This is a genomic window from Synechocystis sp. PCC 7509, from assembly GCF_000332075.2.
Lineage (GTDB): Bacteria > Cyanobacteriota > Cyanobacteriia > Cyanobacteriales > Chroococcidiopsidaceae > Aliterella.
Window position 1 is genome coordinate 1,644,529 of the sequence record NZ_ALVU02000001.1, and the last position, 17,162, is coordinate 1,661,690.

At 40.5% G+C, this 17,162-nt stretch carries 19 protein-coding genes; 7 read left to right on the forward strand and 12 right to left on the reverse strand.

Annotation, left to right across the window (positions count from 1 at the left end; all coding sequences use genetic code 11):
• Positions 1-10: 10 nt before the first annotated feature.
• The 5 genes from SYN7509_RS0208425 to SYN7509_RS0208445 form a co-directional block, all read right to left on the reverse strand.
• Complete coding sequence (locus SYN7509_RS0208425) at positions 11-301, reverse strand: isochorismate lyase (RefSeq protein ID WP_009632943.1); 291 nt, start codon at positions 299-301, stop codon at positions 11-13.
• An 88-nt stretch (positions 302-389) separates the two neighbouring features.
• Positions 390-1,730, reverse strand: a complete 1,341-nt coding sequence (locus SYN7509_RS0208430) for a serine/threonine protein kinase (protein WP_009632944.1) — start codon at positions 1,728-1,730, stop codon at positions 390-392.
• 2 nt (positions 1,731-1,732) lie between these two features.
• The gene (locus SYN7509_RS0208435) at positions 1,733-2,905 is read right to left on the reverse strand and encodes a low temperature requirement protein A (protein WP_009632945.1); all 1,173 of its coding nucleotides are present in this window, start codon (positions 2,903-2,905) and stop codon (positions 1,733-1,735) included.
• A gap of 44 nt (positions 2,906-2,949) precedes the next feature.
• Positions 2,950-4,527, reverse strand: coding sequence for an MFS transporter (locus SYN7509_RS0208440; protein ID WP_009632946.1), 1,578 nt, complete (start codon positions 4,525-4,527; stop codon positions 2,950-2,952).
• A 10-nt stretch (positions 4,528-4,537) separates the two neighbouring features.
• Complete coding sequence (locus tag SYN7509_RS0208445; protein ID WP_009632948.1) at positions 4,538-4,795, reverse strand: ubiquitin carboxyl-terminal hydrolase 14; 258 nt, start codon at positions 4,793-4,795, stop codon at positions 4,538-4,540.
• Positions 4,796-5,004: 209 nt separating this feature from the next.
• Here SYN7509_RS0208445 and SYN7509_RS0208450 point away from each other — a divergent pair, with 209 nt between their 5' ends.
• The 3 genes from SYN7509_RS0208450 to SYN7509_RS0208460 all read left to right on the forward strand — a co-directional run bounded on the left by SYN7509_RS0208450 (position 5,005) and on the right by SYN7509_RS0208460 (position 8,457).
• Positions 5,005-5,910: a putative selenate ABC transporter substrate-binding protein gene (locus SYN7509_RS0208450; RefSeq protein WP_009632949.1), complete on the forward strand. Its 906-nt coding sequence runs from the start codon at positions 5,005-5,007 to the stop codon at positions 5,908-5,910.
• A 191-nt stretch (positions 5,911-6,101) separates the two neighbouring features.
• The gene (locus tag SYN7509_RS0208455; protein ID WP_009632950.1) at positions 6,102-6,884 is read left to right on the forward strand and encodes a phosphonate ABC transporter ATP-binding protein; all 783 of its coding nucleotides are present in this window, start codon (positions 6,102-6,104) and stop codon (positions 6,882-6,884) included.
• Complete coding sequence (locus SYN7509_RS0208460) at positions 6,859-8,457, forward strand: PhnE/PtxC family ABC transporter permease (protein ID WP_009632951.1); 1,599 nt, start codon at positions 6,859-6,861, stop codon at positions 8,455-8,457. The genes SYN7509_RS0208455 and SYN7509_RS0208460 overlap by 26 nt, the downstream gene beginning before the upstream one ends.
• On the opposite strand, the gene SYN7509_RS0208465 is transcribed toward SYN7509_RS0208460, so the two are convergent.
• The 4 genes from SYN7509_RS0208465 to SYN7509_RS0208480 form a co-directional block, all read right to left on the reverse strand.
• The gene (locus tag SYN7509_RS0208465; protein WP_009632952.1) at positions 8,458-9,042 is read right to left on the reverse strand and encodes a gamma-glutamylcyclotransferase; all 585 of its coding nucleotides are present in this window, start codon (positions 9,040-9,042) and stop codon (positions 8,458-8,460) included. It abuts the gene before it with no gap.
• A gap of 221 nt (positions 9,043-9,263) precedes the next feature.
• Positions 9,264-10,928 carry a chaperonin GroEL gene (groL, locus tag SYN7509_RS0208470; protein WP_009632953.1) on the reverse strand — a complete coding sequence of 555 codons (1,665 nt, stop codon included), beginning with the start codon at positions 10,926-10,928 and terminating at the stop codon, positions 9,264-9,266.
• A 131-nt stretch (positions 10,929-11,059) separates the two neighbouring features.
• Positions 11,060-12,016 (reverse strand): CHAD domain-containing protein, encoded by a 957-nt coding sequence (locus SYN7509_RS0208475; RefSeq protein ID WP_009632954.1) that lies wholly within the window; start codon positions 12,014-12,016, stop codon positions 11,060-11,062.
• A 107-nt stretch (positions 12,017-12,123) separates the two neighbouring features.
• Positions 12,124-12,876 (reverse strand): hypothetical protein, encoded by a 753-nt coding sequence (locus SYN7509_RS0208480; RefSeq protein ID WP_051482559.1) that lies wholly within the window; start codon positions 12,874-12,876, stop codon positions 12,124-12,126.
• Positions 12,877-12,911: 35 nt separating this feature from the next.
• Here SYN7509_RS0208480 and SYN7509_RS0208485 point away from each other — a divergent pair, with 35 nt between their 5' ends.
• Complete coding sequence (locus tag SYN7509_RS0208485) at positions 12,912-13,958, forward strand: DUF3616 domain-containing protein (protein WP_009632956.1); 1,047 nt, start codon at positions 12,912-12,914, stop codon at positions 13,956-13,958.
• Here SYN7509_RS0208485 and SYN7509_RS0208490 read toward each other — a convergent pair.
• Positions 13,955-14,359: an NIL domain-containing protein gene (locus tag SYN7509_RS0208490; RefSeq protein WP_009632957.1), complete on the reverse strand. Its 405-nt coding sequence runs from the start codon at positions 14,357-14,359 to the stop codon at positions 13,955-13,957. The genes SYN7509_RS0208485 and SYN7509_RS0208490 overlap by 4 nt on opposite strands.
• Positions 14,360-14,416: 57 nt before the next feature.
• Here SYN7509_RS0208490 and SYN7509_RS0208495 point away from each other — a divergent pair, with 57 nt between their 5' ends.
• Entirely contained in the window at positions 14,417-15,001 is a 585-nt protein-coding gene (locus tag SYN7509_RS0208495) for a thioredoxin family protein (RefSeq protein WP_009632958.1), read from the forward strand.
• Here SYN7509_RS0208495 and SYN7509_RS0208500 read toward each other — a convergent pair.
• Positions 14,998-15,219, reverse strand: coding sequence for a DUF6737 family protein (locus SYN7509_RS0208500; RefSeq protein WP_009632959.1), 222 nt, complete (start codon positions 15,217-15,219; stop codon positions 14,998-15,000). The two genes, SYN7509_RS0208495 and SYN7509_RS0208500, sit on opposite strands and share 4 nt — an antisense overlap.
• A gap of 91 nt (positions 15,220-15,310) precedes the next feature.
• Between SYN7509_RS0208500 and SYN7509_RS0208505 the strand changes: the two genes are divergently transcribed.
• Together SYN7509_RS0208505 and SYN7509_RS0208510 are read left to right on the forward strand one after the other, a co-directional pair.
• Entirely contained in the window at positions 15,311-15,952 is a 642-nt protein-coding gene (locus tag SYN7509_RS0208505; protein ID WP_009632960.1) for a ParA family protein, read from the forward strand.
• A complete protein-coding gene (locus SYN7509_RS0208510) occupies positions 15,952-16,491 on the forward strand; it encodes a hypothetical protein (protein WP_009632961.1) in 540 nt (179 codons plus the stop codon). Before SYN7509_RS0208505 ends, SYN7509_RS0208510 begins: the two co-directional genes overlap by 1 nt.
• A gap of 61 nt (positions 16,492-16,552) precedes the next feature.
• On the opposite strand, the gene SYN7509_RS0208515 is transcribed toward SYN7509_RS0208510, so the two are convergent.
• Positions 16,553-17,134 carry a Uma2 family endonuclease gene (locus SYN7509_RS0208515; RefSeq protein WP_009632962.1) on the reverse strand — a complete coding sequence of 194 codons (582 nt, stop codon included), beginning with the start codon at positions 17,132-17,134 and terminating at the stop codon, positions 16,553-16,555.
• Positions 17,135-17,162: the final 28 nt, after the last annotated feature.

Here is a 17,162-nt window from a genome sequence, read left to right on the forward strand (position 1 = left end):
TAAATAATATTTATTGGTTAGATTGCCAATGATTTAATTCTTCTTCAATAAAGTAAGCAACTAAATCTTGATAAAGTTTTTCAATTACATCTGGATTCAAACCTTCCTCTTGCGCCCATATACGTCTTTGTTGTAACATTGCTACAAATCTTTCTTTAGCTTTAACGCTAGTTGCATCCGTTTTAAATTTAGATGCAGCTTTAACATAAGCAAATCTTTTGGCAAAGCTGGCAATAACTTGGCGATCAATTTCATCTATTTCTGTACGGATTTCTTGAATACTCGTACATTCATCTGGCATTTTCATCTGCTAATTACTGAATATGATACAAGTTTTATTATATAAAATGGTTTGCTAACTAACTCAATTGCAAAAACCAACGTATAAATCAGCTAATTTTTAACCAGTTTTTAATCTCCTGAATTAACCAAAGTCTTTCTACATCAGTTAAAGGTGGAGAAATTGAGTGTTTTTTGCTGTTTGTTTCTATAACTAACGCCAACCTAGAATATTCAATATTTCTTTCTAGAGTTGTGGAAAAAATATTTTTAATTTCTGCGTTGCATCCTTTTTTTTGATTATAAGTAAAACCAAATAGTTTTAATTTAACTAAAAAGTTCTCTCTACTTAAGTTAATTTCCGTTCGTCCGCAAGAACTTTCTAAGGTGCGAAACCACATAAAAACAAAAGGAATCAATATAGAGCAAATAATTACAGAGGGAATAATATAAGTAATTCCAGGCTTGAGTAAAAAACCTACTGTTAGCATCGATGCAACAGCCAAAAAGGGCGTAATAAAAACTGTGGAGATTAGGAAAAAAGGTAAGCTACCAATATTTGCATCTATCGGCGGTATAGATATATTTAATTCATCAAAAGACTTCTTTAAATTGATGCGAGTATCTTGAGGTTGAATACTTTTACTAATACTAAAAGCTTTGTTTTCTAGCATTTCTAAAGCTTGATGAGCGGTGCTAGGTCTGCGTTCGGGTGCGGGTTCTGTAAGGTGTTCTAACCATTGAATTAAAAACGGACTAATGCTAACAAAATTGTTAAATTGAATCCGTAATTCTTTTTGAGGCAAATCCGCCGGACTTGTACCTGTAATTAAATGAATTAAAGTTGCACCTAAACCATATAAATCTGTTGCTGGAATTGCGCGATCGCCAAATTGTTCCATTGGCGCATAACCATAAGTCCCCACCACTGTAAACGTCGCTCCTACAGTAGCTACGCGGTTTTGTACTGCGCCAAAATCAACCAAATATACTCGCGTATCCTCCCCCAAAATTAGATTGCTAGGCTTGATATCTCGATGAAGTATTGGGGTGTTTTGTTCGTGCAAATAAATGAGAATCTGTAAAATATCTTTAGCAATATTTTCTATTTCGAGTTCGCTAAACTTTCTGCCTTGTGCTAATAACTCTTTGAAAGAAGCACCGCAAATATAACTTTCTACAAGGACAAACTTAATATCTTGCTCGTCAATCCTAAAAGAGTCTCGATATTGGGGAATTTGGGGATAATTAAGCTGCTTGAGAATTTCTGCTTCTCGCTCAAATAGCTTAACATTTGTCCAATCCATCGTCGTCCCAAAGGTCAATAACTTAACTACAACTTGTTCTTGAGTATCTAAATCTACCGCCAGCCAAGTTTGTCGTAATGAATTATGACTTAACAGTTTTTGTAGTTGATAGCGATCGCGTAATACTTGATGAACTTCTAACATTGTTATTGAAAAGTCAATTGACCGCTTTGATACAAATCTTGCACAACTTGAGTAGCACAGACAAAAGCAACAATCCCAACTACCCCAAGCGGAGACAAACCAACTCCTACAATAGCAAGAATGATTAATAATGCAGCCGTTCCAAAGCGATATTTGCTTCTAACTTTGCACTTAAAAATTACTCCCGTGCGGTGCAATAACCCAAGAGACAGCAAACACAGCGCCACCGCACCACACAATAACCACCGATTAGGCGTACTTAAAGCGTTACCCGCCTCCGTAGCGATGATATGTTCAACACCTACACCCGTCGCCGATAACCCAATAACTAGAGGTAAATGACCGTAAAGCCAAACTTGAAAAATCTCAATTTGACCTCCCGCACCCGCCGAACGCAACGCCGAACCGCTAACATTTTCAAAATAAATCCACCATAAGCTAAAGGCAATAATAAAGCCAAGTACCGCACAACTAGCACTGGTGACATTCCATTTTTGCTCGGCTACTCCATCAACTACGGCAATTATTGCCTCGCCTAACACAATAATTGTAAATAGTCCAAAACGTTCGGGTAAGTGTTCCGGGTGTGGCAATAGTCCTAAATGCAAGCTTTTCGGCGCTGTTAAGGGTGTAGCAAAATCTACAAATAAACCCAGTCCCCACAAAATGAACCGCCAGGGAGTAGGAATAAATACCGATATTAACCATAAAATAGCTGCGATCGCAAAACCCGTACCATAACGAGTTGCTAATCCTCGTGCTTGAGGAATATGTTTAGCAGCGCGGAAGTATTCCAGCACCAGTACTGCTCTCCCGGCGGCATAAGCTATAGCGAATCCGGCGGAAGACTCCCCCAGACCATCATGCACATTAACAGCTAAAGCAGCGATCGCCAGCATTTGCACGCCAAGTAATAACCGATGTCCGATATCGTCGCTATCAAAGCGATTAGAGTAAAATGTCGTCCCAATCCACGCCCACCAAATCGGGATAAACAAAAATCCAAAACTTAAAAAACCCGTTATGGATACATCTGCATATAAGTTATGGGCAACTTGGGATACCGCAACTACAAAAACCAAGTCATAAAACAGTTCTAACCAAGTAGCATGACGATGTTCTTGTTCGCTTTCTTCCCCAGTCCGCAAGCGCGGCGGTTGTAACCAACTACTCATCTTTGCATCCCAATTAATTTATCTGTAATTTAGCTTGCAATGGTCTAACTTTTTGAACAATCTTTAATTGTTAATAAGCTAACGATCGCACTTGATAGCGCCAGTCCTACCGCAATCCACATTACTAAACGAAATCCATCAATAAATGAATTGGCGATCGCATTTTTTACTTGAGCGCTTACTTCTGCACTTAGTCCGGGGGGAATTGCTGCACCTGCAAGTTTGATTCGTTCTTCAGCGAGAAATTGTTGCGCTTGGAGAGGTAAATTTATAACTTCCAAACGCCGATCTAGGCTGCGGTTAAAGGTGTTGGAGACAAAAATACTACTAATGGCGATTGCCAGCAATCCCGCCGTGCGGGAAACGGCGTTGTTAATTCCTGAAGCCACCCCAGCTTGCTGCACTGTCACAGCATTCATAACTGTAGTTGTAAGCGGTGCGACGCTAATTGCCATCCCAAAACCTAAAACTAGGATCGCCGGAAAAAAACTTGTCCAATAGCTAGTAATAATTCCTGGCAATGCAAATAAAATAAATCCTATTGATGCGATCGCTGGCCCAACTATTAATGGTCGTTTTGCACCGTAGCGACTAACTAAAGAACCAGACCACCGGGACAATACAAACATTAACAAAATAAATGGCAAAAAAGCAGCCCCCGCCGCCGTAGCCGAGTAACCTTGCACTTGAATTAAATTAAAAGGAAAAAAGAAAAATACCCCGCTCAAGGCGAAGTAAAGCAGTAGTGTGAGCAAATTTGCCCCGCTAAAGGTACGAGACTTAAACAGCGATAAAGGCATCATGGGAGTGCGGCTGTTACGCTCTACAAATATAAAAGCCGCCAAAATAAGTAAGCCTACAACGAAACATCCCAGCACCAAGGGAGCAGTTAAACCCAAAGTAGAAGCTTCAATTAGTCCAAATACAATTACCCCTAAGCCTAAAGTTACTAAAATTGCGCCCCACCAATCCAAGCTTCTCGCTCCTTCGTCGTCGCGGCTTTCGGGTACGCGCCAAAATAAAATAAATAATACGATCGCAGCTAATGGCACGTTAATAAAAAATATCCACCGCCAAGAAGTATTTTCTACTAGCCAACCGCCCAAAACAGGCCCAAACGCCGAAGTAATTGCTGTAAACCCCGACCAAGTACCGATCGCTTTCCCGCGCTCGTCACCGCTAAAAGAGGCGCTAATAATTGCCAAGCTTCCCGGTACGAGTAACGCCCCACCGATTCCTTGCAAGGCTCTAGCCATAATCAATTGATTAACGTTAGGCGATAAACCGCACCAAATTGAGGCTAAAGCAAATAAAGTAACGCCATAAGCAAAGATCCTTCGCCTTCCAAAGAAGTCACCTAAAGAGCCGCCAACTAAAATTAAAGCTGCTAAAAATAAAGCATAGGATTCTACAATCCACTGCACGTCTTTCACCGTAGCATTGAGCGCCTCTTGCAGCACGGGCAGCGCCACATTAACTACTGTGCCATCAATTAACGCCATGCTAGAGCCGAGAATTGTTGCCGCCAGCACCCACCGCCTCACATTTCGACTACAGGGAGCGGCGCTTTTCCCGGCACGAATAACGCCTTCATCGCAGGGTGGCTTAATTATGGTTGTCATTATTTAATGTTTAGAGAAGGATTTGGTCGATATAACACCACTTCCAATCCTCACCCGGCTCGATAGATTGGATAATAGGATGATTAGTAGTTTGAAAGTGTTTGGTTGCGTGCTTGTTTTTAGAAGCATCGCAACAGCCAACATGACCGCAAGTTAGGCATTTCCGCAAATGTACCCAGCGATCGCCTATTTTTAAACAGTCTTCACAGCCATTAGCGCTGGGTATGACTTCTTGAATTTGCTCAATATGCGGGCAATTAGTTGTCATAAGGTTTTTGGCGTTGCGATTAAATTAAACATGAACTTGTCTTAACTGTATATCTCATTTTTATTTTCAAATCAAGATAAGTTTAAGCTCTTTTGCTTTTGATTAGCGATCGCTAAAACATAAAAACTTTAGCTTGATAACTTATACAATTTATTAGTAAAATCTAATACTGTTGATATTTACTACTAAACGCACAACTATTGAAGTTTATGATAAAAATTGCTCCGGGGATTTTGTTGTTATTATCTCTAGCTTTTGCCGCTTGTTCGTCTAACGTAGCTGAAACTGAAAAACCTGAGATAAAACCTTTAGTTACTGGCGCAATTCCCGACCAAAACCCAGAAAAATTACAGCGCCAATATAGTAAGTTAAATGCTTACTTAGAAAAAGAATTAGGCGTAAATGTTATCTACAAACCCGTTACTGATTATACTGCCGCCGTTACTGCTTTTAAAGTGGGAGATTTAGATTTAGTTTGGTTTGGCGGTTTAACTGGAGTGCAAGCACGGTTGCAAGTACAAGGCGCTGAAGCGATCGCCCAACGAGATATAGATGCTAAATTCCATAGTGTATTTATTGCTAATAAAAATACGGGCTTAAAACCACTTAAAAATACTACCGATTTTCAGCAATTAAAAGGGCGTACTTTTACTTTTGGGAGCGAGTCTTCTACCTCTGGGCGTTTGATGCCACAGTACTTTTTGCAACAAGCTGGGCTTAAACTGAGCGATTTTAAAGGTGAAGCTGGTTTTTCGGGCGATCACGATAAAACTATTAAACTTGTTGAAGCTGGTAGCTATGAGGTGGGTGCTGTAAATGAAAAAATTTGGTTAAAAAGAGTAGCTTCTAAAGAAGTTGATTTAAGTAAAGTAGCCGTTATTTGGACTTCGCCTGCTTACTACGATTACCACTGGCTAATTAATCCTCAAGTCAAACAGCGCTACGGCGCAGATTTTGTAAATGAAGTTCAAAATGCTTTGCTAAAACTAGATCCAACTGTTCCCGAACATAAAGAAATTCTCGAATTATTAGATGCTAACAAATTTGTGGCTACTAAAAACTCCAATTATGCTCAAATAGAACAAGTGGGTAGAGAAATTGGCAAGATAAAATGAACTTTTTGTCAAGTTTTAGAAGTTGCTATTTGCTTAACAAAAATAATCAAAAAAATTGGCAAAACTATTGCTTTTTGACTTGTGATGTCATACTATAGTAATTGTATTTGTCTACCTAAATGCTTGCTAAAAGTAAGTAGGTAGAGCGCAGAGGACAATGTCCTCTGCGCGGAAATCGACAGATTGAGCAGATGATAGAAAAAACTAATAATATCGCTGCAAATAAGTCAATAAATCCCATCTTTGAACTTAAAAACGTTACTAAACAGTTTGGTAACTTTTCATCGATTAAAAAGATTAACTTAAAAATTTATCCGGGGGAAAGAGTCGCTTTATTAGGTTCTAGCGGTGCGGGTAAAAGTACGTTAATAAACTTACTTAATGGCACAGTTCGCCCAACTAGCGGGGAAGTGTGGGTATTGGGAAAGAATTTAGCTTTAAAGCCTGCAACAGTGCGTCAAATCCAACGGCAAATTGGGACGATTTACCAGCAATTACATTTGGTGGATAACCTGCAAGTAATTCATAATGTAAATGCGGGGCATTTGGGGCGGTGGACGTTTTGGCAAGCAGCTTTTTCGCTGGTGTTTCCATTAGAAGTTGCTACAGCGACTCGCGCTTTAACTCAGGTGGGGATTGCGGAGAAGTTGTACCAAAGGTGCGGAGTTTTGTCAGGAGGACAACAGCAAAGAGTAGCGATCGCGCGGGTATTGGTACAAAATCCGGCAGTGATATTAGCAGATGAACCGATAGCGAGCTTAGATCCAGAACGCAGCCGCGAAATTATCCAATTGCTTTGTCAGTTGAACACCCAATTAAATAAAACGTTGGTTACAAGTTTGCATGACTGGGAAGTAGCCCGTAATTATTATCAAAGAATTGTGGGGTTGTCTGGCGGAGAAGTTTTGTTCGATTCTCCGGCTAATTTGGTGACTTTAGAGATGGTTGATGGGTTATATAAACAAGCAAACTAAACCGCAGGGAAGGAGGGTTTTTACTCTGTGCTTGCTGGCGGTTATTTGGGCATTGCATACGGCGGGAGTGTTTAGTGGAGACGTTGTAAATGCTGGTGGCGGGGATTTAGTAAGGCAGTTTTTAGTTGCAGCGATTCATCCTAATTTGAGTTGGGAGTTTTTGCTATTGACTTGGGAAGCGACATTAAAGACGTTTGCTTACGCGGTGTGCGGTACTTTTTTAAGTTTAGCGATCGCTACTATTGGCGGAATATTTTGCTCTCAAGTATGGTGGGAGTCAGTTTTAGGAGTATCTGGGCTACCTTGGTTAGGAATACGAGCGGGTTTAGCAATTCCTATAGCGATTCACGAATTAATCTGGGGATTATTTTTTATAAATATCTTTGGATTAGATCCGTTAGTTGCGGTGCTGGCGATCGCAATTCCCTTTGGCGCAATTACAGCTAAGGTATTTTCCGAGATTTTAGACGAAACTCCCCGTCAGGCGTTTTTAGCATTGCTTAATAGTGGAATTTCACCGCTTAATGCGTTTATTTATAGCTTGATTCCCCAAGCACAGACTAATTTAATTTCCTATGCTTTTTATCGGTTTGAGTGTTCAATTCGGGCGGCGGCGGTATTAGGAATTATTGGCGCGGGGGGATTGGGTTATCAAATTCTCCTTTCTTTGCAATCTTTGCGCTACGAGGAAATGTGGACTTTATTAATTGCTTTGGTTTTGCTTAGTGGGGTTACAGATTTTGCTAGTGCGTTGGTACGGTGTAAAATTGGCGCACCTAGTCGGTTAGATTTGATGTCAAAACCGACGGCAAGCAAGAGTGTACCTTGGTGGGCGACTTTAGGAATAGTTATGGCGATCGCCTGCTCTTTTTGGTACGTTGACGCAGATTTTAGTAAACTTTGGATACCGCGCACCGGAGAATTATTAATTGATGTTGTAAAACAGGCATTTCCCCCTGACTACAGCCAACTGAGGGAGATTTTGAGGCTTTGCGGTCAAACTTTGGCTATGTCGATCTTGGCGATCGCGTTTGCGGGGTGTGGGGGGATATTTTTATCTTTCTTTGCCGCCAACAACTTACGATTACCAGGAGGAATAGTAACTTTAGTTTCGGCGAGGTTTTTTTTATTATTTACTCGCGCTATTCCCGCGCCAATTTGGGCATTGATATTCTTATTTGTACTGTTTCCAGGAATCTTACCAGGTGCGATCGCCCTTGGTATTCATAACATGGGAATTTTGGGGCGACTAATGGCAGAAGTTACCGAAAACTTAGACGATCGCCCTTTAAAATCTCTTAAAGCTTTGGGTGCTAGTAATTCCCAAATATTTTTGTACGGAGTTCTGCCCCAAACTATGCCTAAATTTATTGCTTACATCCTTTATCGGTGGGAAGTCTGCATTCGGGCGACAGTAATAGTCGGCTTAGTAGGGGCGGGAGGTTTGGGGCGCTTACTTACCGAACAACTTAGCAGCTTTGACTATCCTGGAGTAGTTGCTACATTAGTTTGTTTTATCGGTTTAACTTTTTTTGTAGATATAATTAGCGCTACAATTCGGCAAATGCTTTAGTTAAGCAGATTTTAAACCGTGACGCTGTTGTAATTGGTGCATATGATTAAACAAATTCCAGCAATATTGTTCTGGTAAACCGCAAGTAACAGCACCGCGCAATACAACGTTAAAGTACCAATCATTAGGCGCAAGTTCTTCGCTTAACTTATCTATAACCATGTAAGTACGGGCATTTTCGTACAACTTACCATTGCAAGCAATATCTACTTGTTCGTGTCTGTACCAATTGTGATGCACCCCTTCGCGCTCGTCTAAAGCATAACCCAATCGTTGCGGTAGTTTGTAAAGTACCCCTTCAACAGAGCTTGACGGATCTTTGATAATATCTAATACGCCACAGTTACGAAAAGCGGAATAGCAATAAAAACCTAATCGGTAGCCAATCAGCGTCGCCGCACCGACAACATAGATATGAGTTTTTTCACCGAGACTTCGTTTTAAATCCACTGGACACATACAAGAACCATAAGCAAAATAGTAGAACATGGGTTCTTGCTGCTGCTGTTTTCGCATTCTTCCATTAGTATTTGTCCAATTATAAACTGGCAAAGTGTTTTTAATTTGTTCAGTCTGAACGCTCATATCGCCCTGGGTATTTTCTACTTAGGCAGATTCTAACAGAACTTTTAGGTTAATACAACTAAATTCCGACCGGTAAACCGTAGATTAAATATTTTATCTAAAAAAAGCAGTTTGCCTTGGAAGGTAAACTGCTCTAAAAATAAGTCTTTTATTTTCCCCCTTTTTAAGGGGGATTGGGATATTCAGTACGATAAGTCCTGTAACTACGTAGCACAGGATTATTACATCATCCCCATACCGCCCATACCACCCATACCGCCCATACCACCCATACCACCCATACCGCCCATATCAGGCGCAGGAGCATTCTTTTCAGGCTTCTCAACGACTAAGGCTTCAGTAGTTATTACCATCCCAGCAATAGAGCCAGCATTTTGCAGAGCCGATCGCACGACTTTAGCCGGATCGATAATCCCCGCAGCAATTAAGTCTTCAAATACGCCCGTAGCAGCGTTGTAGCCAATATTTAGGTCAGTTTCGCGGACTTTTTCCACGATTACCGAGCCTTCTACACCCGCATTATCTGCCATCTGACGTAAAGGAGCTTCCAAACTGCGCCCGACTATATCAGCGCCAATTTTTTCTTCTTCATTTAAGCTCTTTTTAATCTCATTGATTTGCTTGCTTAAATAAATTAAGGTTGCACCACCACCAGGAACAATACCTTCTTCTACCGCCGCTTTGGTAGCGTTTAAAGCGTCTTCAATTCGCAATTTACGGTCTTTAAGTTCAGTTTCTGTTGCTGCACCGACTTTAATTACCGCTACACCGCCTGCAAGTTTAGCAATCCGCTCTTGGAGTTTTTCGCTGTCGTACTCCGAATCAGTGTCTTCTAACTGTCTGCGAATTTGACCGATGCGCTTTTCAACTTCGGCGGTATATTCGCCCGTAGCCACGATAGTTGTTGATTCTTTGTCAATGGTAAGTTTACGCGCAACTCCCATCATTTCCAAAGTTACGGCATCCAAAGTTAAACCGACTTCCTCAGAAATCATTTGTCCGCCAGTGAGAACGGCAATATCTTGTAACAAAGCTTTGCGGCGATCGCCAAATCCAGGAGATTTAATCGCACACGCACTCAATACGCCCCGTGCTTTATTTACGACCAAAGTTGCCAAGGCTTCCCCGTCTACATCTTCAGCAATAATTAGCAATGGTTGACCAGAACGCGCTACTTTTTCTAGTACCGGAACTAAGTCTTGAATGCTGCTAATTTTTTGGTCTGCAATTAAAATCCGGGCATTTTCGTACTCTACAACCATCCGCTCGTTGTCGGTAATAAAGTAAGGAGAAATATAACCGCGATCGATTTGCATTCCTTCGACTACTTCCAAATCTGTAGTTAAAGACTTGGATTCTTCGACAGTGATTACACCATCGGTAGTCACTTTTTCCATTGCGTCAGCAATCATTAAACCTACTTCTTCATCGTTTCCCGCCGAAACTGTAGCAACTTGCGCGATCGCACTTCCTTCAACTGGTTTAGCAATTTGGGCGATTACTTCTACCAATTTGTCGATAGTTTTTTCGATTCCGCGACGCAAGCTCACAGGATTTGCACCCGCCGCTACGTTCTTCAAGCCTTCTTTAATCATCGCTTGAGCAAGGACTGTAGCCGTCGTTGTCCCGTCTCCAGCCACATCTTTAGTTTTTGAAGCAACTTCTTGCATTAGCCGTGCGCCCGTGTTTTCTAACGGATCTTCTAATTCAATCTCTTTAGCAACGGTAATGCCATCATTGACAATTTGCGGTGCGCCAAATTTCTTTTCTAGCAGCACATTCCGCCCTTTTGGTCCTAAAGTAATGCGAACTGCATCCGCCAAGGCATTTACGCCCCGCTCTAACGCTCGCCGAGATTCTTCGTTAAATGCAATAATTTTTGCCATATTCTATGTATCCACGCGCTTCTATTAGCCAATTTAGCACTCTCTAGCCTTGAGTGCTAATTATCAAGCATTATAAATATGTTGCGCTTTGTTGACAAAACTCATTTTTGGCTTTAAGGGGGGGTTTCTATCTACCACTTTAAATTAGGTTCGAGTATGGCAATATGAAAGCCTTTTCTCACATCAATACTCAAATACTTAGTTTGCACGTTTTGCCACTGCTGCCAAGCATCGTAGTTTGCTTTTGCTAGTTCAGCTACTAGAGTAGGAATAGAACGCCTAATATTATCGGGTAATGATTGGGTTAAAAACTCTGTTAAAACATTGCTGTCTTGAATCTTGCCAAGAATTTCTTGAATAGCTTTTATATCTTCTAAATAACTAGCATAACTTTCGCCGTAAAACTCGCTAAATACTTCCATTTGATAGCGTAAGCGTTTTGTTTCTTTTCGCAAACTATGCAGAAATTCTCCTTGTTTTGCGAGGATTTTTTCTACAAGTTCTACTTCTACTATTTTGGCATCGCTACCTACTAGCCAGCCTGGATGTAAAAGTAACTTACTTACTTCTGGTAGTAACAAGTCTGGTAATACTTCCTCCATCGGCATTTTAGCAATTTCCTGGTACTCAGGCTGCTGCAACCATTGGTTTAACGACTCTTTTAATAATTTATATTTCTTGCCTGCTATAGTTTCTTTAACTTCCGCTAAAGCATAACGTCGCTGTTTTTTTATATCTACCAAAGCTGTTTCTAAATACTTTTGTTCTTGGGCGGGTAAACTGGGCTTGTAGTTATTTTCTAAAGCAGCGCCTAGTACGTCTAAATCGCGCAAAGATCCTAAAATTCGGGCAATTTTACTAACTTTTCTTTCTGTTGCTGCTTTAGGTAATTGTAAAGCTGGGGAAAATCCGGCGATCGCACTCCTTAAGCGCCTCATCCCCACCCGCATTTGGTGCAAGTCTTCCGGGCTTTTACCCGTAAGTACATCTTTTTCGTGCTTGACAATTTTTTGCAAATGTTTAGCGATCGCCATAGATGCCCAATCGCCTAAAGTTTTTAATTGCGTTTTTTGATCACTGACTACCATGCTACTTAGCCTCTTGAATCACTTAAAGTCTTTAATATTGTTACTAAGTAAGCAAAGTATCAACCCACTTTCAGCTTATATCTTAAGTAATAGTTAAAAAAATTAACTTAATTGATACCAGATAATGCTTGCCAAGGTGGAGTTGTCATGTCTAAAGGTTGAGAAATGCCTAAGTCATAGCGAATCGTTGCTTCTCCGGTGTCTAGTTGCTTGATAAAGGGTGGGCGCGTCCAAATTTGGCAACCACAAGCGTTTTTTGGTTCTTGCAGTTTGTAGCCGCCGTCTGTTGCCTCTAGTTGAAAAAACTCAATATGCCAATGGGCAGGTTCTACACCAATATTACCCTCAGCTTCGTTAGTCCTTACCGTTAAAGGGAAAAAATCAATATCTACAACGTCAGGATTTAACTTACTTTCGCGCACTAATTTTAATACTTGCTGCCAATTATTAACATTGCTGCTAGGTTCTACACCAATAAAGCGCCCACCCCACAACCAGACAAGTTTAGTTAAAATACTTTCTAGGCGGTTGTAGTCGCTTTGCAATAATGCTACATCTTCGGGCAGTAGCAATCGTCCTGGAACGCACCACCAGTAAGCCCAAGAAGTGCTATTGTCTATAGGGATAATACGTTTGACTATTCCTGGGATGCGAAGCCCGTAACCGGGCGCGCTGGCGTTATCGCCTTTTTGCTCTTTAATATCTCCTGATATTGACAATTCTAAACTGTCGGTTAAAGGATGTTCTGGTGCATTCATTATCTCTGATGAAATAAACAAACTAGCTTCATTCACAACAACACTCCTGACAATAAAATTGCTCTTTTTAGAGCTTAGTTCATCTCCTGGGATTAGTAGCATTTTTTATTTTGGTTAACAACAAGTTAAGAAAAACCATGGATTACGCACCTGTATTAAATAAAATAACCCTAAAGTTTACTGGTAGTTTTCAAGCACATCGTCAAGACATTTCTGCTATCCGGCTAACATCAGATAATTATTTATGGTTGGGTTCAGATGAAACTTCAACGATTGAAAGGTTATCTTTTATTGATACTCAAACTTATGCAAATCACAAGCATTTTAATGTAACAGATTTTATTAGTTTGCCAGCCCCCGCCGATGAAGAAATTGATATTGAAGGCTTGGCGGAAAATGACTATTATTTATGGTTTATTGGCTCTCACAGTTGGAAGCGTAAAAAAGTTAAAGAAGATAAAAATGACGAAAAAAATATTAGTAGATTAACCAAAGTAAAAACTGAGCCAAATCGTTATTTAATAGGGCGGATACCCTTAATTGATGGAGAGTTGGTCAAATCTGCTCCTCATCCAGAAAAGCCAGAAATCAAGTTAACGGCGGCAAAATTGGAAATAACAAGTCTTGGTAACTTACTAATAGATGCTTTGGTAAATGATGCTCATTTAGGTGCCTTTGTCCAAGCTACTATTCCAGGTAAAGAAAACGGTTTTGATATTGAAGGATTAGCAGTACATGGTGATCGCATATTTTTGGGTTTGCGCGGCCCAGTGTTACGCGGTTGGGCGGTAATGTTAGAAATTGAATTAGAAGCAAATGGTACAGATTTATTAAAGTTAAAAGCGGGGCAATATAAAAAGTATTTTATTAACTTAAATGGGCTAGGAATTAGAGATTTATGTTTGCAGGGAGAAGACTTATTAATCTTAGCCGGGCCAACAATGGATTTAGATGGGCCGGTAAGAGTTTATAAACTAGAAAAGCTTGCACTTTTACAAGAAAATGTATTGCATAAACCCACCCAAATATTAGAAATTCCCTATGGAAATGGTAACGAACACGCCGAAGGCATGACGCTAATTACAGATACGGAAACACCTTCAATATTAGTTGTTTATGACTCCCCCGCGCCGGAAAGATTGGTAGGAGTTAGTGATGTAATGGCGGATGTCTTTAAACTTTAGAGATTGGTAGAAATTGCTTGTACGGGGCAAGTAGGTATACACTGTTCGCAGACTATACAACGCGATCGCAAAAAAGCCAACTGGAAAGTTTCGGGATTAATAGTTAACGCTTCGGTAGGACAAACCCCCGTACACAAACCACAGTCTACACAAACATCTCTATCGATCACAATTTCCGCTAAAGTCTGAGATACGCCAATGTTTTGCGATCGCATCCAGTCAATAGCCGCATCTAGCTGATCGATATCTCCAGATAATTCTAATACCAGCTTTCCGATTTGATTTGGCGCTACTTGAGCGCGAATAATATTAGCAGCAACGTTGTAATCTTTAGCAAGTCTATAGGTGACAGGCATTTGGATAGTACGTTTGGGGAAGGTTAAAGTTACTCGTTTTTTCACAGGGATTTACTGAGGTAAAATAAATAAGATACTTAATAAGTTGTAATAAAATCTTTTATGGCTACAAATATAAAACCTACACCCGAAACAACTATCGGGACAAAAGTTAGAAATTTAATAATTGTTTTAGTTGCCGTTGCTCTGAGTGTAGCTTTATTTTTGGGCTTGCGAACGAATAGCAACGAGGTTTCTTTAACATCTTTAGCCGAAAAATCTACACCTTTAGAAGTTGCTATCAGTAATGGTAAACCAACTTTGATGGAATTTTATGCTAACTGGTGTGGTAGCTGTCAAGCAATGGCTCCAGATATTGCTCAATTAGAGAAAGAGTATAACAAATCAGTAAATTTTGTAATGCTGAACGTGGATAATACAAAATGGTTGCCGGAAATATTGCAGTATCGGGTAGATGGGATTCCGCATTTTGTATTTAGTGGTAAGGATGGAAAAGAAGTCGCCCAAACCGTAGGCAAGCAACCCTATGATATTATGAGCAGCAATTTAGAGGCTTTGATTGCCCAAACGCCTTTACCTTACGTTCAAAGTAACCAGGGAGCGGTTTCTAAGTTTACTGCACCCGTTGCACGTAGTGGAAACAACTCTGACGATCCGCGTTTGCATGGTAATCAAGTAGTTAATTAATTGGGATCTTTTTCAAGAGTGGCGATCGCTTGTTTTGGAAAAATTACTACAAAATAAATCATCCAAGTTAGTACAGGGATGGCGACAAGAATTGTTACCCAAAGTTTACTTAGCAGCACCCAGCTACCACTAATTAGTAAAATACTTGTCAGGATTATTGACCAAGGCTGACACCACCAAGGCTTATAATCCCAAATGCTCGGAGTTTTTTGAGTCATAGTCAAAGAAATTAAACGTTGCTAGTTGTCGTATTCTAGAAGTTTAGGCAGACAAATAGTTAAAAAAAATTGATTAACAGGAATTTTTTAGATGGCATCGCCCCCAAAGATAATTGTTGTAAGTAATGGTAAAGGCGGTGTGGGTAAAACTACAACAACTATGGCATTGGCGAGTATTTTGGCAGAAAAGTACAAACTGTTAGCCGTTGACGCTGATAGTCAAGGAAGTTTTACTTGGTGGGTACAACAAAGTAAAAAAGGTATAGGCTTCGATCTAGCTCAAGAAACCGATCCGCGATTATTAGCGAATTTGAGAAACGTTGTAGGCTACGATCTAATCATAGTAGATACACCACCAGCCTTGAGTTCTGAAACTTTAGCCGCCGTTATCCCTGCGGCGGATTATTTGGTTTTACCTACGCCGCCAGCGCCAATGGATTTGGCGGTTTTGGTAGAAACCGTTAAACGTGCGATCGCGCCAGCGAAAGTCGCCCATCGTGTACTGTTAACGAAAGTGGACACGCGCAGTTTGGGGGAAGCACTGGAGGCACAAAAAACACTCAGGGAACTTGGAATTCCTGTCTGTACGGCGTTTGTAAGAGCTTACAAGGCTCACGAACGAGCCGCCTTAGAGGGGATGACAATTACTCAGTGGCGGGGGAGCAATGGACGAGAAGCAGAGGCGGATTATCGCCGGGTAGTAAACGAAATACAGCGAGATTGGAGGAAGTAATGGTTAGAAAACGAATTGGGGATATGTTACGGGAAGAAGTCAAAGAGCCTGTAGCCAGAGAAGACGCACCAGTGACAGCAGAAACTAGCAACCAAACAGAACCAGAAAATGGAGAAGTTAGCGAACAATTGCAGCCTGTAAATATTCCTGCAACTAAAAGCAAAAGCTCTACAGAACTAGAAACTACCATCGATGAGTTAAAAAAACAATTGCAAGCCGCTCATAAAACAGAAACCTCTTTACAAACACAAATTACCGAATTGAAGTCACAACTTCAAGAACAAAAAAAATTAGTTAAAGAGTTACAAACTCAAGTATCCCAAGGACAACAGCTTAAAACTGAGCTAGAAGAAGCAAAAAAAACTATCTTAAAACTTGCGGAAGTTAGTTCTAAACCAACGGCAAAAGCTAGTCCAGCTAAACAAGAAACTCTAGCAAGAGCAACGTCTACTCGCGCCGAAAAATTACCTAATTATTCCGATCCTTCGGAGCGCCCAAATACAACTCTTGGCAACAAAGATATTGGCTGGTTTGACTAGGTAAATAAAAAAATAGCGATCGCACTTCTATAGTTCCGCGTTTAGTAAAGGCGATCGCATTTTAATCATTCAATTCAAAATTAACCTTGTTGTACAAGTCTTTTAAAGAAATCTGCAAGGAAATCGAGCTTAAAGAAATCGCTTCATCTTCAGTGTTATATACCCGCAATTCCCAGCGTTTTTCCCCAATTTTGACGTACTGTTCTACATAAGTGCGAGTTTGGTCAATTAGTAAGTATTCCTGAAAACTAGGGATGGTGCGATAGTCTATAAATTTTGCTTGGCGATCGTATCCTTGGGTAGACTTTGATAAAACTTCAGCAATAATTAAAGCATTGGTAATTGTATCGGTGCGATTAGAGAAATATTGTGTCCCACCAGCAATAACCATTACGTCAGGATAAGTATAAATTTGCTTATCAGGTATCCACAGGCGTACATCTCCCATAAAAACCTTGTAATCTTGCTGTTTAAAAGCAAAATTTAGCTCTGTACTTAAATTTAGGGCAATTGTGTTGTGATTTGTTGAACCTCCAGTCATGGGAAAAATTTGTCCGTTATTGTATTCACTTTTGTACTCGGCTTTTTCCTCTAGTTCGAGGTATTCGGCGGGAGTGTAGGATTGCACAGTTGCTACTTGCATAATTTTTATTGCTTTAATATAGTTACAG